This is a genomic window from Alterinioella nitratireducens, assembly GCF_013155465.1.
GTDB classification, from domain to species: Bacteria; Pseudomonadota; Alphaproteobacteria; order Rhodobacterales; family Rhodobacteraceae; genus Alterinioella; species Alterinioella nitratireducens.
In genome coordinates this window covers 278359-293108 of record NZ_JABJVX010000001.1, presented here as the reverse complement: position 1 = coordinate 293108, position 14750 = coordinate 278359, and the positions used below count along the sequence as shown (strand labels likewise).

The following is a 14750-nucleotide window of genomic DNA, read 5'->3' as shown; positions in this document are numbered from 1 at the left end:
CCTTCAGTCCCTTTCGTGGCGGCGGGCCGTCCAGACCTGATATGTCACAATCAGCGCCCAGACCAGTGCCGCAATTGCCGCAAGGTCGAACAAGAAGACATAGCGCACGGGCAGGCCAAGCTGTCCGCCCAGGAATTGCGCCCCCAACCACAGAACCATGGTCGCGGCCATCACGATGGCGGCGATGCGCGCCTTGCGGGCGTTGGTGTCGGGGCTGGAGGGCATTGCGGGCGGGCGGGCCTTCACGTCATGTCGGTCGGGATCGGTTTTAGGTCAGGCGGGCGGGGAATGTCCACTGGCCCGGCTGCAAGCGACGTGAAAAACCGCGCCGGGGGGTGACCGGCGCGGGTTTTGTAGAGGGTGTACGCCGGTGTCAGGCCCGATTGGCGGCCCCGGCGACGATGTCGAAGCGGGTGCAGGCCAGCTTGAAGCCGGGGATGTTCTCGTCCAGCCAGTCGATGCCCTCGGCGTCCAGCGCGGCGATCTGGTCGATATGGTAGATGCCGATCTCGTTCAAGCTGGCGGCCAGTTTCGCGCCGATGCCGCGCAGGGCGGTCAGGTCGTCCGGCTTGCCGCCGCGCGGGGCGTCCAGCAGGGCGGGGTTCGGCGCGGCTTCTGCGGGCGCGGCTTCTGCGGGCGCGGCTTCGACAGGCGCGGCTTCGACAGGCGCGGCTTCGACAGGCGCGGCAGCGGCCTCGGCCACGGGGGCCGGATCGGCTGCGGCCTCGGCGCTGACCATCTCCGCGACCTCGGCCATGGCCGCCACGGGTTCCGAGGCGATGTCGCGCAGCATCTCGACCACGTTGTCGGTGGCCTCGGCATTGGCCGGGCTTGCGACCGTGCGTGCCATGGTCTGCCAGAAGGTGAGCGGCGCGGTCATGCCAAGGTGCCAGCCCTGCACGGCGGCATTGCCATAGAAGGCGGCGGAATAGTTCGCCGCGGTGATCATGGTGCTGCGGGCGGTGATCGCGTTACGCCACAGAGTATCGGCAAAAGTCATTCTGTTGATCCTCGTTTTCGGATGTCTCACATCCTCCCGCGCGTCAATATATGTCGCCGTCATCCACTTTTTTAGAGAATTCGGTGTCTTCGCCTGCGGCTAATAGACCGGCCTGGTCGACCCAGCCGTCGCGGGTGACGCGGCCCTTGAACCCGGCCAGGTTGTCATCCATCCAGGCCACTTCGGCAGGCCCCCAGGCGGCGATCTGGTCGAAATGATAGATGCCGAGCGAATGTAGCACCTGCTCCAGCTTCGGCCCCACCCCCTTGATTTTCTTGAGGTCATCAGGCCCGCCCTCGCGCGCCTCTGAGAGGGCTTCGGGCTGCGCGGCGGCGGCGGCGTCCTCCACCGGCTGCGGGGCGCTCGGGGCGATGGTCGAGGGCGCGCGGTCCTCTGGCTTGGCGGTCTCGTGATCCTCCACCGGTTGCGGGGCGCTTGGCGCGACCTCGACCGGCTCGGGCTCGGCATCCAGATCGGGCTGCGGGGCGACGACGGGGGTGGCGGGCTCCGGCGTGGGGCCTTCCTCCGGTTCCGGCTCGGGTTCCGGCGTGGGGGCGACGGCGGGGCCAGTGGCGACCGAGGCCGCCGCCTTGGCGCGCGCGGTGTCGGCCATGGAGCCTACGTCAAAGCGCGGGTTGTCGCCGCAGAAAAGGTCCGGGCCGAAGACGATCACCGCGACAAAGAACAGAAGACCAACGATCAGCGACCAGATGGTGCCCAGGCCGAACAGGAACAGAAGGAACGCCAGGAGCAGCGCCACCGCGGCCCCCGCGATGATGACGATCCTCTTGCAATCGGCGTGATCCGATGATGCAGACATGGCAGTATCCCCCCTGGCCAGTTGGTGAGGAAGTAGACACCAGAGGCCGCCTTGCGTGAAGGGGGTTTCTCTGCGGCCCCGCCTCGGTGGCGCATAGGCAACATGGGGCCGGAATTGGACGCATAGGAGATCCGGTTTGGGCGGTGGATTGTCCTTTTCCGGTGAAGATAGCAGGCGTTTGGGGGATGGGCGGCGAAGGTCGGGGGAGAGCCCATTGCGGACCTTGGGTGAACAGCTATCTTTCCTAGGAAAGCAAGCCCGCACGGGAGCACCCATGAAAAATTTGACGGCGAGCATTTTATTGGCAGTCTCGGTCCTCGCGCATGGATTTTGGCGTGCGGGCAATAAGCTGCATCATTTTTTCGGCGCGATACTTGTGGGGCTTGTTGTTGTCTTTGTTTTTCCAGCAGCCATTATCAAGCGAGCCATGGGCAAAAAGGGCCATCGGAACGACAGAAAAAGTGAATGACGCTTCATCCCGCGCAGCCGACATAGGCATCACCCAAATCGAAACTCCGATTCCGGCCGTCAGGCAGGTCTATCCGGCAATCGGGGGCAAGGTTGCCGCGTGATCCGATCACGCCCGCGCCGGGTTCCTCATGGTCCGGGCATCGGGGACGGAAAACATATGTATCCCCGTCCAGACGCCACGGGCGTCAACCCTCCCCCGCCTTGGCAAGTTTCGCCTCCATCCGCGCCTTGCGCAGCCTGCGCGCCAGGTTGCGCTCGCGCCGGTGGTAGAGCGTCAGACCGACATAGCTGGCCGCCTGCGGCGCGATGCGGTGTTCATCGAGCAGCGGGTCGATGGCGGTGCCGTCCTTGATATAGAGCAGGATATTCTGCGCGAACCACGGGTAGATATCGCCCATCGCCGCCATGCGCCGCCGGATCGGGTCGAAACAGGCATAGCCCTGCTCGGCGAAGATCTCGGCCCATTCATGCTGGTAGCGCAGGTTGATATGGCCCGCGCCGCCCTGATGCGGGATACCGGCGGAGAAGAGGACGGTGTCGGAGAGCTTGCAGAGGTCAGCGACGAAACCTTCGGAGCGTTCCGGCAGCAGGTGTTCGGCCACCTCGATGCTGGCGGCCAGGTCGTGCCGCTTGCGCAGCTTCACCGGCTGGTTGAGATCGGCGTAGCTGAGGGCGGATTTGGCCACGACGGGGGCGACATCCTTGCTCCATTCGCCGTCGATGCCGCGGATATCGGCGCCCCGGTCGGCGCAGGCCTTGAGGAAGAACCCCATGCCGCAGCCCAGGTCGATCACCGATTTCGGTTGCACGTAGCGCCAGAGCGTATCGGCCAGCAGATCGGCATTGGCCTGCCGCTTGGCCGCTTTCCCCTGGTGCGAGGAAAACATGGAGTCGTAATCGTGATGCATGGCTCGGGCGCTCCGGTCTCTTGTCCCACCGGTGGCCCGTTCGCCCCCCTGCGCCTGTGAACATGCAGGGAAATCGCGCGCGATGCCGGGGCCACACCTTGGGTGTTTCGACCAGAATCGCGCGTTTGCGCCTGTCGGGAAAGGCCCGCGTTCAGCCCCTGGCGAGTTCGGCGGCCTGTGCGACCCAATTGTCACGCTCGATCCGGCCCTTGAATTGCAGGCGGGTATCGACCCAGGCGATCTCGGCCGGGCCCCAGGCGGCGATCTGGTCGAAATGGTAGAAACCCAGATCGTTCAGCACGCCTTCCAGCTTGGGCCCGACGCCCTTGATCTTCTTGAGGTCATCGGCCCCGCCTTCGCGCGCCGAGCTGAGCAGTTCGGGTTCGCGTTCCTCGACCGTGTCGGCCAGCGTCTCGTCGGCCTCGGGTTTGGCGCCTGCCTCGGCGTGGTCCTCGGGCGCGGCGGCCTCCTCGTCGACCTCCGGCGCGGCGCTTTCCGGCACCCGCTCGGAATCGGCGCGCGCCTCTTCGCGCACAGGTTCCTGCGCCGGGGCCTCGACCGCTTCGGATTTCTGCACCGGCGGCTCGGGCGCCTCCTCGGGCTCGGGTGCGGCGTGGTCCTCGGCGTGCGTGTCGCCATTGCCCGATTGCTTGCCCCATGGCGTCAGAAGCGGCACTTCGGTGCCGTCGATGCGCTTGATCGTGTCGCCGATATCCGTCGCCAGGCGGGCGGAGATGTTGAGCTCGTCCCGCCCCTCGGCATAGTCGGTCAGCGAGGTCAGCCCGCCCGCGGGTTCCGACGCATAGCGCCCGTTCTGCGGCCCCGGCGTGGGCACCCGGCCCGCGGCCAGTTCATCGAGGATATGGGTGAAGCTCTCCGCCGTCAGATCCTCGTAATAATCCTTGCCGATCTGCACCATGGGCGCGTTCGAGCAGGCGCCGAGGCATTCGACCTCTTCCCAGGAGAATTTGCCATCGGATGACAGCTCATGCGCGTTGGCGGCGATCTTGTCCTTGCAGATGGCGACAAGGTCTTCGGCCCCGCAGATCATGCACGACGTGGTGCCGCAGACCTGGATATGGGCGACGGAGCCCACCGGCTGCAACTGGAACATGAAGTAGAAGGTCGCCACTTCCAATGCGCGGATATAGGCCATGTCCAGCATGCCCGCCACATGTTCGATGGCCGCACGGGTCAGCCAGCCTTCCTGTTCCTGCGCCCGCCACAGAAGCGGAATGATCGCCGAGGCCTGCCGCCCCTCGGGGTACTTGGTGATCTGCGCGCGCGCCCAGGCCTGGTTGGCGTCGGTGAAGGCAAAGCTTTCGGGCTGGTCGTGGTGAAGGCGTCTCAGCATCAGGTCGGTCCCGTCGAATATCGTTCGTTCGCTTGCTGCCAGAGCGGCGCGAAAATGTCCATGCGTCTCTTTTTACTTATCAGTCGAACCGGGCTGCTGTTCCTCGTCGATCTCGTAGCGCGAAAGGATCGGCAGATCGCCTGTTGGAATGCAATCAATCAACACAACGGCATCGGGATCTTCATAATCCAACAGCCCGGCATCCTCGACCGCCATCATGGTTGGCAGCAGGGTTTCATAATAATCAAACGCTGCAATCGCCGCACCATATGCGTGGTCCGTCTGCCCTGTCAGCGCCAGATCGCGCGACGCATGCGCAACCTCGTCCGGTGGCAGGTCAACGCCAAGCGTCAGCAGACCATTGTACCGGAAGTGCGTTGAGAACAGCGTCATGTCCCCATCCGGCAACGCGCACCCTATATCGGCGATCGTTTGCGCAAAAATCGCCTGCATATCCTCCGGCCGCAATAAAGCGGCATGTGCCGCGGCCCCTTCAGGATCTGTGCCAAAGGTGACAACAGGGGGGTCGGGCGGCGCATCGCTGGCGACGCACCCCACTAGCCGTGCCGCTTCGTCATCGGTGATCATCGCGCCAGAGCGGCGCATGTCGGTCCCGGCATTATCCAGCACGTTATAGAGCGCTTCGACGAACGGCGTCAGGTCGCTGTCTTCGCCCTCCGGCAAGGGATCAGGCAAGGGGATGTCATACAATCCGGCAACGTGGCGCAGGGCGAACTCGACAAATGCCGCCTCATCGGCACGCGCGATGGAACAGCCATAGGCCGTCATCGCACCGGATAGCAGCGCCACCCCCTCCACATCGGGCAGGGTTTCCAGGGTGCGGGTCCGAAACCGCAGCCGTGCGGTGATCTGGGCATCGGTCACCGGGCAGTCGGGCAGCCGGATACCGTCATCGTCCGAAATCACCGTCCCATCCGCGATCATTCTGGTGATCGCGGCAAAAGCGTCGCCTTGGCGCACGTGACGTTCCAGCTCATTCGCATCGCGGAATTCAAACGTGATGGCAGTCTGAAGGAAGGCGGCAAGCGTGTGGGGCGACGCACCCGGCCGGGTGGTGCAATAGGCATAGGAATCAGCCAGCGCCGCGACGACGGCGGCGTCGTAATCCTCGGGCCCCGGCAAGGTCTGGGCGGTGGCCGCGTGGCCGACGAAAAATGCAAGAAACGCTGAAATCAGGCGCATATCGCCCCCCTTTTCTGAATGTTCTCAGAATACCGGGGGCGCACTGGCTGGCAAGCGGCTTGGCGTGTCAGGCGACGCTCAGGCGGGCCGCCGCCGCGATGATCGCAGCCACAACTGACAGGATGCCGCTGGCGGTGTGTTTCCAATGCGGATGGCCCGCGCGGGCGTAGATGAGGCCGTCCGCGAAGCCCATGAAGGCGCAGATGCCGAAGAAGAGGATGAGGATATTGAGGTCGCCATAAAGCGTGAAGGCCAAGGCGAGGATGGCAAAGGCCGTGTAGCGGTCGGCCATGACGAGGGGAAGTTTCTCCAGCCGATGCGTGGTCTGGGTCAGGCCCTTGTCGGGGTCGGACCAGAAGGCATAGGCGAGGACGGCCAGGATGGCGAAGGTGATGAGGCCGCAGAGGGTGGTGAGGAGGGTGAGGCTCATGCCTTATCCCCCTGCCCCGGCCTCACCGATCAATCTCACCGAACACCACGTCCATCGTGCCGATGATCGCCGCCACATCGGCCAGCTGATGCCCTCCGGCGACGAAATCCATCGCTTGCAGGTGCAGGTAGCCCGGCGCGCGGATCTTGGCCTTGTAGGGGCGGTTGGTGCCATCGGCGACGAGGTAGACGCCGAATTCGCCCTTGGGGGCCTCGACGGCGGCGTAGACCTCGCCGGGGGGCACGTGAAAGCCCTCGGTATAGAGCTTGAAGTGATGGATCAGCGCCTCCATCGAGGTCTTCATATCCTTGCGCGAGGGCGGGCTGAGCTTGCCGCGCGCCATGACGTCGCCCTTGCCCTCGGGCGCGCGCAGTTTCTCGATGGATTGATGGATGATGCGCAGCGATTGGCGCATTTCCTCCATCCGCACGAGATACCGGTCATAGCAATCGCCGTTCTTGCCGACGGGGATCTGGAAGTCGAACTCGTCATAACACTCATAGGGTTGCGCGCGGCGCAGATCCCAGGCCATGCCGGAACCGCGCACCATGACGCCCGAAAAGCCCCAATCCAGCGCGTCCTGTTCCGTCACCACGCCAATATCGGCGTTGCGCTGCTTGAAGATGCGGTTCTCCGACAGAAGCTCGTCGATATCCGAGATCACCTTGGGGAACTCGTTGGCCCAGGTCTCGATATCGTCCAGCAATTCGGGCGGCAGATCCTGATGCACGCCGCCGGGGCGGAAATAGGCCGCGTGCAGGCGCGCGCCGCAGGCCCGCTCGTAGAAGATCATCAGCTTTTCGCGTTCCTCGAAGCCCCACAAGGGCGGCGTCAGCGCGCCCACATCCATCGCCTGCGTGGTGATGTTGAGCAGGTGGTTGAGGATGCGCCCGATCTCGGAATAAAGCACCCGGATGAGCGATCCGCGCCGCGGCACCACGGTGCCGGTCAGCTTCTCGATGGCCAGGCACCAGGCATGTTCCTGGTTCATCGGCGCCACGTAGTCCAGCCGGTCGAAATAGGGCAGGTTCTGCAGGTAGGTGCGGCTCTCCATCAGCTTTTCGGTGCCGCGATGCAGCAGGCCGATATGGGGGTCGCACCGTTCGACGATCTCGCCGTCCAGCTCCAGCACCAGCCGCAGCACGCCATGCGCCGCCGGGTGTTGGGGGCCGAAATTGATGTTGAAATTCCGGATCTTCTGTTCGCCCGTCTGGGCGTCCTCGAAGCCTTTGCCGCCATCCATCATGCCAGCGCCTCCATGTTATCCGTCCAGCGTTGCGGCAGGGCACCCATCGCCCCGCGCACCGCATCATATTGAGGGGCCAGCCATGCCAGCGCACGGGCGCGCTGCCCCTCGGTCATTGTCAGGTCTTCGCCGGCCAGCACGCGTGCCTGCGTCTTGGCGGCGCGGGGCGTGATCCCCAGGAAGTCGCAGATCCGCGCCACGGTCTCGGGCTGAAAGAGCGTCTCGTAGAAGCCCAGGAACACCGTCCTGGGGTCCAGCGCGGCGTTCACACGGGCCAGCGTCAGGGCGTAGTTCGAGCGCGCGGTGATGGTCTGGTCCTCGCCCGCGACGACCTTGTCCAGCAGCGCGCCCGCCGTCTCGCGCAAGGCCCCCGTCCGCCGCGCGGCGGCCATGCGGATATTGGACCAGAGCCGGTCCAGCGGGTCGCGCATCAGGTAGATGAACCGGGTCTTGTCGGCCAGCCCCGCCATCCGGGTCAGGCTGGCCTCGGAGAGTGTCGCATAGGCCGGCGTGATGTCGCCCACGACACGGGCATCCCCGGCATTATGGGTCAGGAAATCGACATAAGCCGCGTCGGAAGGGTCGGCGATGACATTCAGCCAGCGGTTATAGGCCCAGATCTCGCGTTTCAGCCGGCGGTCCAGCTTCTCGTCGCCGGTGGGCAGCCGCCCCGTGCGGCGCGCCTTTTCCTTGCGCATCCGGGCGATCTGGCGGTCGAATTTGCTGGTTTCGGCGGTGTCGAAATAATGCAGCTCCTTCACGGCGGGCAGCCGTACCTCGGGGTGCGCGGCGAGAAAGCGGTAAAGCCAGGTGGTCCCCGCCTTGGCCGCGCCGATCCCGAAAAGGAGGGTTGCGTCGCCCATGGTCAGCCCTTCGCCGCCTCGGGCTTTTCATCGCCGGGCAGGATGTACTCGGCACCTTCCCAGGGGCTCATGAAATCGAACTGGCGGTATTCCTGGACCAGGTTGACAGGCTCATAGACGACGCGCTTCAACGCCTCGTCATAGCGCACCTCGGTATAGCCGGTGGTCGGGAAATCCTTGCGCAGCGGGTAGCCGCGAAAGCCGTAATCGGTGAGGATCCGGCGCAGGTCGGGATGGCCCTTGAACATCAGGCCATACATGTCGAACACCTCGCGCTCGAACCAGTTGGCGGCCGGGTAGACCTCGACGATCGAGGGCACCATGTCGCTTTCGCGGACGCGGGCGCGCACCCGGATGCGGTGGTTCTGATACATCGACAGGAAATGCCAGACCACATCGAAGCGCTTGTCGCGGGTCGGATAATCGACGGCGGTAATGTCGATCAGGGTCGAGAAGCGGCATTCGCGGTCGGTCTTGAGGAACTCGACAAAATCGGGAACCGAGGCGGGGGTGATCTCGACCGTCAGCTCGCCAAAGGCGATATCCGTGCCGATCACCGCATCGCCCTGTTTCTGGGTGATCAGGTCGGCCAGGTCTTGCAAGTCTTGGGTCATGATCTGGGGCACTCCTTCATCGCGCGATCGTTCCGGTGCGGCGGATCTTGCGTTGCAGTTGCAAGAGCCCGTAAAGCAGGGCCTCGGCGGTCGGCGGGCAGCCGGGCACGTAGAGGTCCACCGGCACGATCCGGTCGCAGCCGCGCACCACGGAATAGCTGTAGTGGTAATAGCCGCCGCCATTGGCGCAGGAGCCCATCGAGATCACGTAACGCGGCTCGGGCATCTGGTCATAGACCTTGCGCAGCGCTGGCGCCATCTTGTTGGTCAGGGTTCCCGCCACGATCATCACGTCCGACTGGCGGGGGGAGGCGCGCGGCGCGATTCCGAAACGTTCGGCGTCATAGCGCGGCATCGAGGTGTGCATCATCTCGACCGCGCAGCAGGCGAGGCCGAAGGTCATCCAGTGCAAGCTGCCGGTGCGCGCCCAGTTGATCAGGTCCTCCGCCGTGGTCAGCAGGAACCCCTTGTCCTGAAGCTCGGCATTCAGGGTCTGGGTGGCGTATTCGGGATCATGGCCCGCGGTGTTCTGTCCAGCCATCACTCCCATTCCAGCGCTCCCTTCTTCCACTCATAGGCAAAGCCGATGGTCAGCACGGCCAGGAACACCATCATCGACCAGAACCCCGCCATAGACATATCCCCGAAGGCGACGGCCCAGGGGAAGAGAAAGGCGATCTCGAGGTCGAAGATGATGAAGAGGATCGCGACGAGGTAGAATCGCACGTCGAATTTCATCCGCGCGTCGTCGAAGGCGTTGAACCCGCATTCATAGGCCGAGACCTTCTCGGGGTCGGGGTTGCGCACCGCCAGCACGATGGCCGCGAGGATCAGGACAAGCCCGAGCCCGATGGCCACGGCCAGAAACAAAAGGACGGGGAGGTATTCCCGCAGCAACTCGTCCATCGGATGTGGCTCCTTCCCGGCGCGCGCGTTGCGCGCCGTCCATTGGCGTATCTTTCCCTCAAGGGGTTTAGCCCTGCCCCGTGGCAGGGTCAACGGCAAGCGGGCGCGGCAGATCGGCCAATTCGCGGTCCGGGCGTCGTCCGCGTCGACGCGGACGGAGAAGCGCGGGGTCGACCCCGCGCGGGACAAGAGCTTTGCAAAGCTCTTGATGAGGCTTTTCGAAAAGCCTGCCGCCCCTCAACCCTGCAAGATCACCGGAAACCAGTCCCCGCGCGGGCGCCAGCCCGGGACCATCTCATGCCCCGGAAAGGGTGGCGGGGTGCGGCCCGTCGCTCGACAACGGCGCGCATCCTCCCCCCGGAGGCGCAACAAGAACGCGCGGCGGCGTGCCGCGCCGGTATTGCCGCGCGCGCCAAGCAGGGTGCCCATTCGGATGTCCGGACAGAAAAGCCTGTCCGTGACCGATTGGCAAGCAGGGGTGCAGGCCGCAGGTGATTTCGCCGCCTTCGGCGCCGACCGGTGCGAGGGGGCTGATTGCCCCCTCGCGCTCCCCCATGGATATTTTGGGAACAAAGAAGGGGTGAGGGCCCTGGCCCTGGGCCCGGTGGATGTCAGTCCGGCATCCACGCCGCCTTGCGCTTGTCGAAGAAGGCCGCGACACCCTCGCGCGCCTCGTCGCTTTCCCAGGCCGCGACCAGCGCCTCGATGGTCATGTCGATGGTGGCGGCATCGACGCGCGGCTCCAGACGGGCCACCAGCGTCTTGGCGGCGGCCACCGCGCCGGGGGCGCAGTTGAGGTAAGGCGCCACTTCGGCCTCGACCGCCGCATCCAGGTCAGCCTCGGGCACCGCGCGGGCCAGCAGGCCCAACGCCACCGCCTCCTCCGCGCCGAATATCCGCGCCGACATGAAGACCCGCCGTGCCCGCGCCGCGCCCATGCGGGCCACGACATAGGGCCCGATAGTGGCCGGGATCAGGCCGAGCCGGGTTTCGGTCAGCCCGAACCTGGCGCCGTCCGCGCCAATGGCCACGTCACAGACCGACATCATGCCCACGCCGCCACCAAAGGCCTGGCCCTGCACCCGGCCAATCAGCGGCTTCGGCATCCGGTCGAGCGCCCCGAGCATCTCGGCCAATTTCCGCGCCTCGGCCCCGCGGGTTGCCGCGTCGGCGCGCATCTGTTCCTGCATCCAGCCCAGGTCGCCGCCCGCGCAGAAGCTGCGCCCGTCGCCGGTCAGCACCACGACGCGCACGGCAGGATCGTTGCCAAGCTGCTCCGCCGCCTGCGTCAGCTCCGCGATCATCTGCGCCGACAGCGCGTTATGCTTCTCGGGCCGCGCGAGCGTCAGCGTCGCAACGCCCCGGTCATCGGTCTGAATATCTATCGTTTCCATGGGCTTATCCTTCCCTTAACGCGCGCGCCATCGTCACTGCCTCAGCGATCACGGCGCGGTCCAGCCCGGTCTCGTGCCCCAGCTCCGCCAGCCGGTCGGCGACCCGTTCCGTGGCCAAATTGCCCGCGGCCCCCGGCGCGTAGGGACACCCGCCAAGCCCTCCGACGGCGGCATCGAACACCTTTAGCCCGCGCGCCAGAGCCACCTCGATATTGTCCAGCGCGCGACCGGCGGTATCGTGAAAATGGCCGGCCAGTTCCTCCGGCGCGCATTCCTGCAAGACCGCCTCCAGCATCGCGTCAACGGTTTCGGGCCGCCCCTGCCCGATCGTGTCGCCAAGCGAGATTTCGTAGCAGCCGATATTGCGCAGGGTCGCCACCACGCGGGCCACCTCGGCGGGCGGCGTCGGCCCGTCGAAGGGGCAGTCGGTCACGCAGGAGATATAGCCGCGCACCGGAATTCCATCGGCTCTCGCCGCCTGCGCCACCGGCACGAAACGGGTGATGCTCTCCTCGATGGTGGCGTTGATATTGGCCTTGGAGAACCCTTCCGATGCCGAGGCGAAAATCGCGATCTCGTCGGCACGCGCCGCCTTCGCGCCCTCATAGCCCTTCATGTTGGGCGTGAGCGCCGCATAGGACACACCCGGCGCCCGCGTGATCCCCGCCAGCACCTCCGCCGAGGTCGCCATCTGCGGCACCCATTTCGGCGAGACGAAACTGGCCACCTCGATCCGGCGGAACCCGGCGCGACTGAGGCAATCGACCAGCGCGATCTTGTCCGCCGCCGGAATGAGCCGCGCCTCGTTCTGCAACCCGTCGCGCGGGCCGACCTCGAAAATCTCGACACGTGCCATCACTTGCCCTCCCAGGGTTCATAGTAATCGCGGGTATAGAGCTGGTCCTCCTCGCCCGTGATCGGAGTTGCGGCCACGAAACCGGGCCGCGCGGTGATGCGCGCATACCAGGCAGAGAGCGCCGGAAACCCGTTCAGCCGCACGAAATGACGCGCCATGTAGACGGCCTGCCCCACCGAGACATCCGCCGCCGAGAACCCGCCATCCAGCAGGTAGTCCCGCACCGCGACCCGCGCCTCGATCACGCCGAGGCATTTTGCCAGCCGCTTTGCCTCCAGCTTCATGATCACCGGGCTGCGCATCGCGTCATCGTAAAGCGCGATATGCTGCTGCGTCAGCGCGGCGGTATGCTGGCTGATGGTCTCGGAGAAATGCAGGTAGATCAGCCAATCGGCGCGCTCCGCATGATCCGGCGCGCGGCCAAGCCCGGCCTCGGGAAAGCGCTCGCACAGGATCTCGGTGATCGCCCCGGTTTCCCAGTAGCTTCGCCCGTCCATCTCCAGCGCGGGCACGCGCCCCGCCGGGTTGAGCGCGAGGAACTCCGCCCCCCGCAGGGCCTTGTCGAAGGGCCATGTCCGGACCTCGAAGGGCACGCCCAACTCATGCAGCAGCCAGAGCGTGCGCATCGAGCGGCTTTGCGCGACGTGATGCAGGCGGATCATTCCTCCTCCTCCAGCACGATCAGCGCCGCCCCGGCCTCGACCTGATCACCTGCGCCCGCCAGCACCTCGGCCACCACCCCGTCGCGGCCTGCGCTCAGCGTATGCTCCATCTTCATCGCCTCCAGCACGGCCAGCCGGTCGCCCGCCGCGACCCGCTGACCCGCCTCGACGAAGACGGCCTTGACCAGCCCCGGCATCGGCGCCTCGATCACGCCCGCGACCGCCCCGGCGGCGGCGGCGACATCCAGCGGGTCGATGATGTCGAACCCGTAGGCATTGCCCCAGAACACGTGCAGGCCCGCCGCATGGCGCACCACCCGCGCGGGCACCAGCGCGCCGTCGATGCGCCAGCCGACCAAGTCGCGGCAGACCTCATGGGCCGCCCCCTCCAGCGTGACGCGGAAATGGCCGGGGGCGAGCGTCTCCACCATTGCCTGCAACACCTCGTCACGATAGCCGAAGACGGCATATTGGTGCAGCGGCTCCCACAGGGTGAAGCCCGCGAGAGCATCCTGACCCTCATGCAGCCCGAGCGCACAGAGGGCGGCCAGCGACCGGCAGCGCGAGCAGGCGACCGGGTCTTTCGCCAACACGTCAAGGTCGCGGTCGATGAGCCCGGTATCGACCTCGCCCGCCGCAAAGCCCTGATGCCGGGTCAGCGCGCGCAGGAAGGCCAGGTTGGTGACCGAGCCCGCAACTTCCGTGTGGCTCAGTGCCTGCTCCATCTGCTTGAGCGCAATGCCCCGCGTCGGCCCATGGGTGATGATCTTGGCGATCATCGGATCATACCAGGGGCTGATCGCATCGCCGGGCCGCACGCCGGTGTCAGAGCGCGCGCCGTCGGGGAAGACCAGATGCGCCAGGGTGCCGGTGGCGGGCAGGAAGCCCTTGGGCACATCCTCCGCATAAAGCCGCGCCTCGAACGCATGGCCCGTGATCGACAGATCCTCCTGGGCGCAGGGCAGGCTCTCGCCGCTTGCCACGCGCAACTGCCATTCGACAAGATCGACCCCGGTGATGGCCTCGGTGACGGGATGTTCCACTTGAAGCCGGGTGTTCATCTCCATGAACCAGAACCCGTCGGGGCGAAGCCCGTGTGAGCCATCGACGATGAACTCGACGGTTCCGGCCCCCGAATAGCCGATCGCCTCGGCGGCACGCACGCCCGCCTCGCCCATCGCGGCACGCATCTCCTCTGTCATGCCGGGGGCAGGCGCTTCCTCGATCACCTTCTGGTGGCGGCGTTGCAGGGAACAATCGCGCTCGAAGAGATGCACCGCATGCGTGCCATCGCCGAACACCTGCACCTCGATATGGCGCGGCTGCTGGATGTATTTCTCGATCAGCACGGCATCATTGCCGAAGGCGGTCCTGGCCTCGCCCATGGCAGAGGCCAGCGCATCGCCAAAGCCTTTCGCGGCCTCGACCTTGCGCATCCCCTTGCCGCCACCGCCCGCGACCGCCTTGATCAGGACGGGATAGCCGATCGCCTCCGCCTGCTCGGCCAGGAAGCCCGGATCCTGGTTCTCGCCATGATAGCCCGGCACGACGGGCACGCCCGCCTCCTCCATCAGCGCCTTGGCGGCGTCCTTCAGCCCCATCTTGCGAATGGCACTGGCAGAGGGCCCGATAAAGACCAGCCCCGCCGCGTCCACCGCCTCGACGAAACCGGGGTTTTCCGACAGGAAGCCGTAACCGGGATGGATCGCCTGCGCGCCGGTGTCCAGCGCCGCCCTTATGATGACATCGCCGCGCAGGTAGCTGTCGGCGGGCGCAGGCCCGCCGATATGCACCGCCTCATCGGCCATCGCCACATGGGCCGCGCCCGCATCGGCATCGGAAAAGACCGCCACACTGCGCACCCCCAGCTTGCGCGCCGTTGCCATGACCCGGCAGGCAATCTCGCCCCGGTTCGCAATCAGGATCTTGTCAAACATCTCAGACCCGCCTTTTCATTTTGCCGAAAATACCTCGGGGAGCGCGAGGGGCTGGCCCCTCGCTCCCGCAATCTCCAAACCCGACT

Annotated in this window: 17 protein-coding genes; 1 reads left to right on the top strand and 16 read right to left on the bottom strand. The window is 65.8% G+C overall.

The window, feature by feature from the left end:
- Positions 1-3: 3 nt before the first annotated feature.
- The 3 genes from HNS34_RS01365 to HNS34_RS21075 form a co-directional block, all read right to left on the bottom strand.
- Positions 4-246 (bottom strand): DUF5337 domain-containing protein, encoded by a 243-nt coding sequence (locus tag HNS34_RS01365; protein WP_407925842.1) that lies wholly within the window; start codon positions 244-246, stop codon positions 4-6.
- A 127-nt stretch (positions 247-373) separates the two neighbouring features.
- Complete coding sequence (locus HNS34_RS01360) at positions 374-1000, bottom strand: helix-hairpin-helix domain-containing protein (protein ID WP_172317240.1); 627 nt, start codon at positions 998-1000, stop codon at positions 374-376.
- Positions 1001-1043: 43 nt separating this feature from the next.
- Positions 1044-1820: a helix-hairpin-helix domain-containing protein gene (locus HNS34_RS21075; RefSeq protein WP_172317238.1), complete on the bottom strand. Its 777-nt coding sequence runs from the start codon at positions 1818-1820 to the stop codon at positions 1044-1046.
- 274 nt (positions 1821-2094) lie between these two features.
- Between HNS34_RS21075 and HNS34_RS01350 the strand changes: the two genes are divergently transcribed.
- Positions 2095-2289, top strand: coding sequence for a hypothetical protein (locus HNS34_RS01350; protein WP_172317236.1), 195 nt, complete (start codon positions 2095-2097; stop codon positions 2287-2289).
- Between the two features lie 187 nt (positions 2290-2476).
- Here the strand turns inward: HNS34_RS01350 and HNS34_RS01345 are convergent, their stop codons facing one another.
- The 13 genes from HNS34_RS01345 to HNS34_RS01285 all read right to left on the bottom strand — a co-directional run bounded on the left by HNS34_RS01345 (position 2477) and on the right by HNS34_RS01285 (position 14664).
- Positions 2477-3199 (bottom strand): class I SAM-dependent methyltransferase, encoded by a 723-nt coding sequence (locus HNS34_RS01345; RefSeq protein ID WP_172317234.1) that lies wholly within the window; start codon positions 3197-3199, stop codon positions 2477-2479.
- Between the two features lie 151 nt (positions 3200-3350).
- Positions 3351-4553 carry an NADH-quinone oxidoreductase subunit E gene (locus HNS34_RS01340; protein ID WP_172317233.1) on the bottom strand — a complete coding sequence of 401 codons (1203 nt, stop codon included), beginning with the start codon at positions 4551-4553 and terminating at the stop codon, positions 3351-3353.
- Positions 4554-4625: 72 nt separating this feature from the next.
- Positions 4626-5756, bottom strand: a complete 1131-nt coding sequence (locus HNS34_RS01335; protein WP_172317231.1) for a hypothetical protein — start codon at positions 5754-5756, stop codon at positions 4626-4628.
- A 67-nt stretch (positions 5757-5823) separates the two neighbouring features.
- Positions 5824-6186 carry a DUF4267 domain-containing protein gene (locus HNS34_RS01330; RefSeq protein ID WP_172317229.1) on the bottom strand — a complete coding sequence of 121 codons (363 nt, stop codon included), beginning with the start codon at positions 6184-6186 and terminating at the stop codon, positions 5824-5826.
- A gap of 22 nt (positions 6187-6208) precedes the next feature.
- Positions 6209-7429, bottom strand: a complete 1221-nt coding sequence (locus tag HNS34_RS01325) for an NADH-quinone oxidoreductase subunit D (RefSeq protein ID WP_172317872.1) — start codon at positions 7427-7429, stop codon at positions 6209-6211.
- The gene (locus tag HNS34_RS01320; protein WP_172317227.1) at positions 7429-8295 is read right to left on the bottom strand and encodes a sulfotransferase family protein; all 867 of its coding nucleotides are present in this window, start codon (positions 8293-8295) and stop codon (positions 7429-7431) included. Before HNS34_RS01320 ends, HNS34_RS01325 begins: the two co-directional genes overlap by 1 nt.
- 2 nt (positions 8296-8297) lie before the next feature.
- Positions 8298-8909, bottom strand: coding sequence for an NADH-quinone oxidoreductase subunit C (locus HNS34_RS01315; protein ID WP_172317225.1), 612 nt, complete (start codon positions 8907-8909; stop codon positions 8298-8300).
- Between the two features lie 16 nt (positions 8910-8925).
- A complete protein-coding gene (locus HNS34_RS01310; RefSeq protein WP_172317223.1) occupies positions 8926-9450 on the bottom strand; it encodes a NuoB/complex I 20 kDa subunit family protein in 525 nt (174 codons plus the stop codon).
- The gene (locus HNS34_RS01305; protein ID WP_172317221.1) at positions 9450-9815 is read right to left on the bottom strand and encodes an NADH-quinone oxidoreductase subunit A; all 366 of its coding nucleotides are present in this window, start codon (positions 9813-9815) and stop codon (positions 9450-9452) included. Before HNS34_RS01305 ends, HNS34_RS01310 begins: the two co-directional genes overlap by 1 nt.
- Positions 9816-10426: 611 nt before the next feature.
- Complete coding sequence (locus tag HNS34_RS01300) at positions 10427-11209, bottom strand: crotonase/enoyl-CoA hydratase family protein (RefSeq protein WP_172317219.1); 783 nt, start codon at positions 11207-11209, stop codon at positions 10427-10429.
- Positions 11210-11213: 4 nt separating this feature from the next.
- Complete coding sequence (locus HNS34_RS01295) at positions 11214-12065, bottom strand: hydroxymethylglutaryl-CoA lyase (protein WP_172317217.1); 852 nt, start codon at positions 12063-12065, stop codon at positions 11214-11216.
- The gene (locus HNS34_RS01290; RefSeq protein ID WP_172317215.1) at positions 12065-12727 is read right to left on the bottom strand and encodes a glutathione S-transferase family protein; all 663 of its coding nucleotides are present in this window, start codon (positions 12725-12727) and stop codon (positions 12065-12067) included. The genes HNS34_RS01295 and HNS34_RS01290 overlap by 1 nt, the downstream gene beginning before the upstream one ends.
- Positions 12724-14664, bottom strand: coding sequence for an acetyl-CoA carboxylase biotin carboxylase subunit (locus tag HNS34_RS01285; RefSeq protein ID WP_172317213.1), 1941 nt, complete (start codon positions 14662-14664; stop codon positions 12724-12726). Before HNS34_RS01285 ends, HNS34_RS01290 begins: the two co-directional genes overlap by 4 nt.
- Positions 14665-14750: the final 86 nt, after the last annotated feature.

Bases quoted from the DNA above. Each gene is read 5' to 3' on its own strand.
- HNS34_RS01360 (WP_172317240.1), bottom strand. From the start codon at position 1,000: ATGACTTTTGCCGATACTCTGTGGCGTAACGCGATCACCGCCCGCAGC.
- HNS34_RS21075 (WP_172317238.1), bottom strand. From the start codon at position 1,820: ATGTCTGCATCATCGGATCACGCCGATTGCAAGAGGATCGTCATCATC.
- HNS34_RS01350 (WP_172317236.1), top strand. From the start codon at position 2,095: ATGAAAAATTTGACGGCGAGCATTTTATTGGCAGTCTCGGTCCTCGCG.
- HNS34_RS01345 (WP_172317234.1), bottom strand. From the start codon at position 3,199: ATGCATCACGATTACGACTCCATGTTTTCCTCGCACCAGGGGAAAGCG.
- HNS34_RS01340 (WP_172317233.1), bottom strand. From the start codon at position 4,553: ATGCTGAGACGCCTTCACCACGACCAGCCCGAAAGCTTTGCCTTCACC.
- HNS34_RS01335 (WP_172317231.1), bottom strand. From the start codon at position 5,756: ATGCGCCTGATTTCAGCGTTTCTTGCATTTTTCGTCGGCCACGCGGCC.
- HNS34_RS01330 (WP_172317229.1), bottom strand. From the start codon at position 6,186: ATGAGCCTCACCCTCCTCACCACCCTCTGCGGCCTCATCACCTTCGCC.
- HNS34_RS01325 (WP_172317872.1), bottom strand. From the start codon at position 7,429: ATGGATGGCGGCAAAGGCTTCGAGGACGCCCAGACGGGCGAACAGAAG.
- HNS34_RS01320 (WP_172317227.1), bottom strand. From the start codon at position 8,295: ATGGGCGACGCAACCCTCCTTTTCGGGATCGGCGCGGCCAAGGCGGGG.
- HNS34_RS01315 (WP_172317225.1), bottom strand. From the start codon at position 8,909: ATGACCCAAGACTTGCAAGACCTGGCCGACCTGATCACCCAGAAACAG.
- HNS34_RS01310 (WP_172317223.1), bottom strand. From the start codon at position 9,450: ATGGCTGGACAGAACACCGCGGGCCATGATCCCGAATACGCCACCCAG.
- HNS34_RS01305 (WP_172317221.1), bottom strand. From the start codon at position 9,815: ATGGACGAGTTGCTGCGGGAATACCTCCCCGTCCTTTTGTTTCTGGCC.
- HNS34_RS01300 (WP_172317219.1), bottom strand. From the start codon at position 11,209: ATGGAAACGATAGATATTCAGACCGATGACCGGGGCGTTGCGACGCTG.
- HNS34_RS01295 (WP_172317217.1), bottom strand. From the start codon at position 12,065: ATGGCACGTGTCGAGATTTTCGAGGTCGGCCCGCGCGACGGGTTGCAG.
- HNS34_RS01290 (WP_172317215.1), bottom strand. From the start codon at position 12,727: ATGATCCGCCTGCATCACGTCGCGCAAAGCCGCTCGATGCGCACGCTC.
- HNS34_RS01285 (WP_172317213.1), bottom strand. From the start codon at position 14,664: ATGTTTGACAAGATCCTGATTGCGAACCGGGGCGAGATTGCCTGCCGG.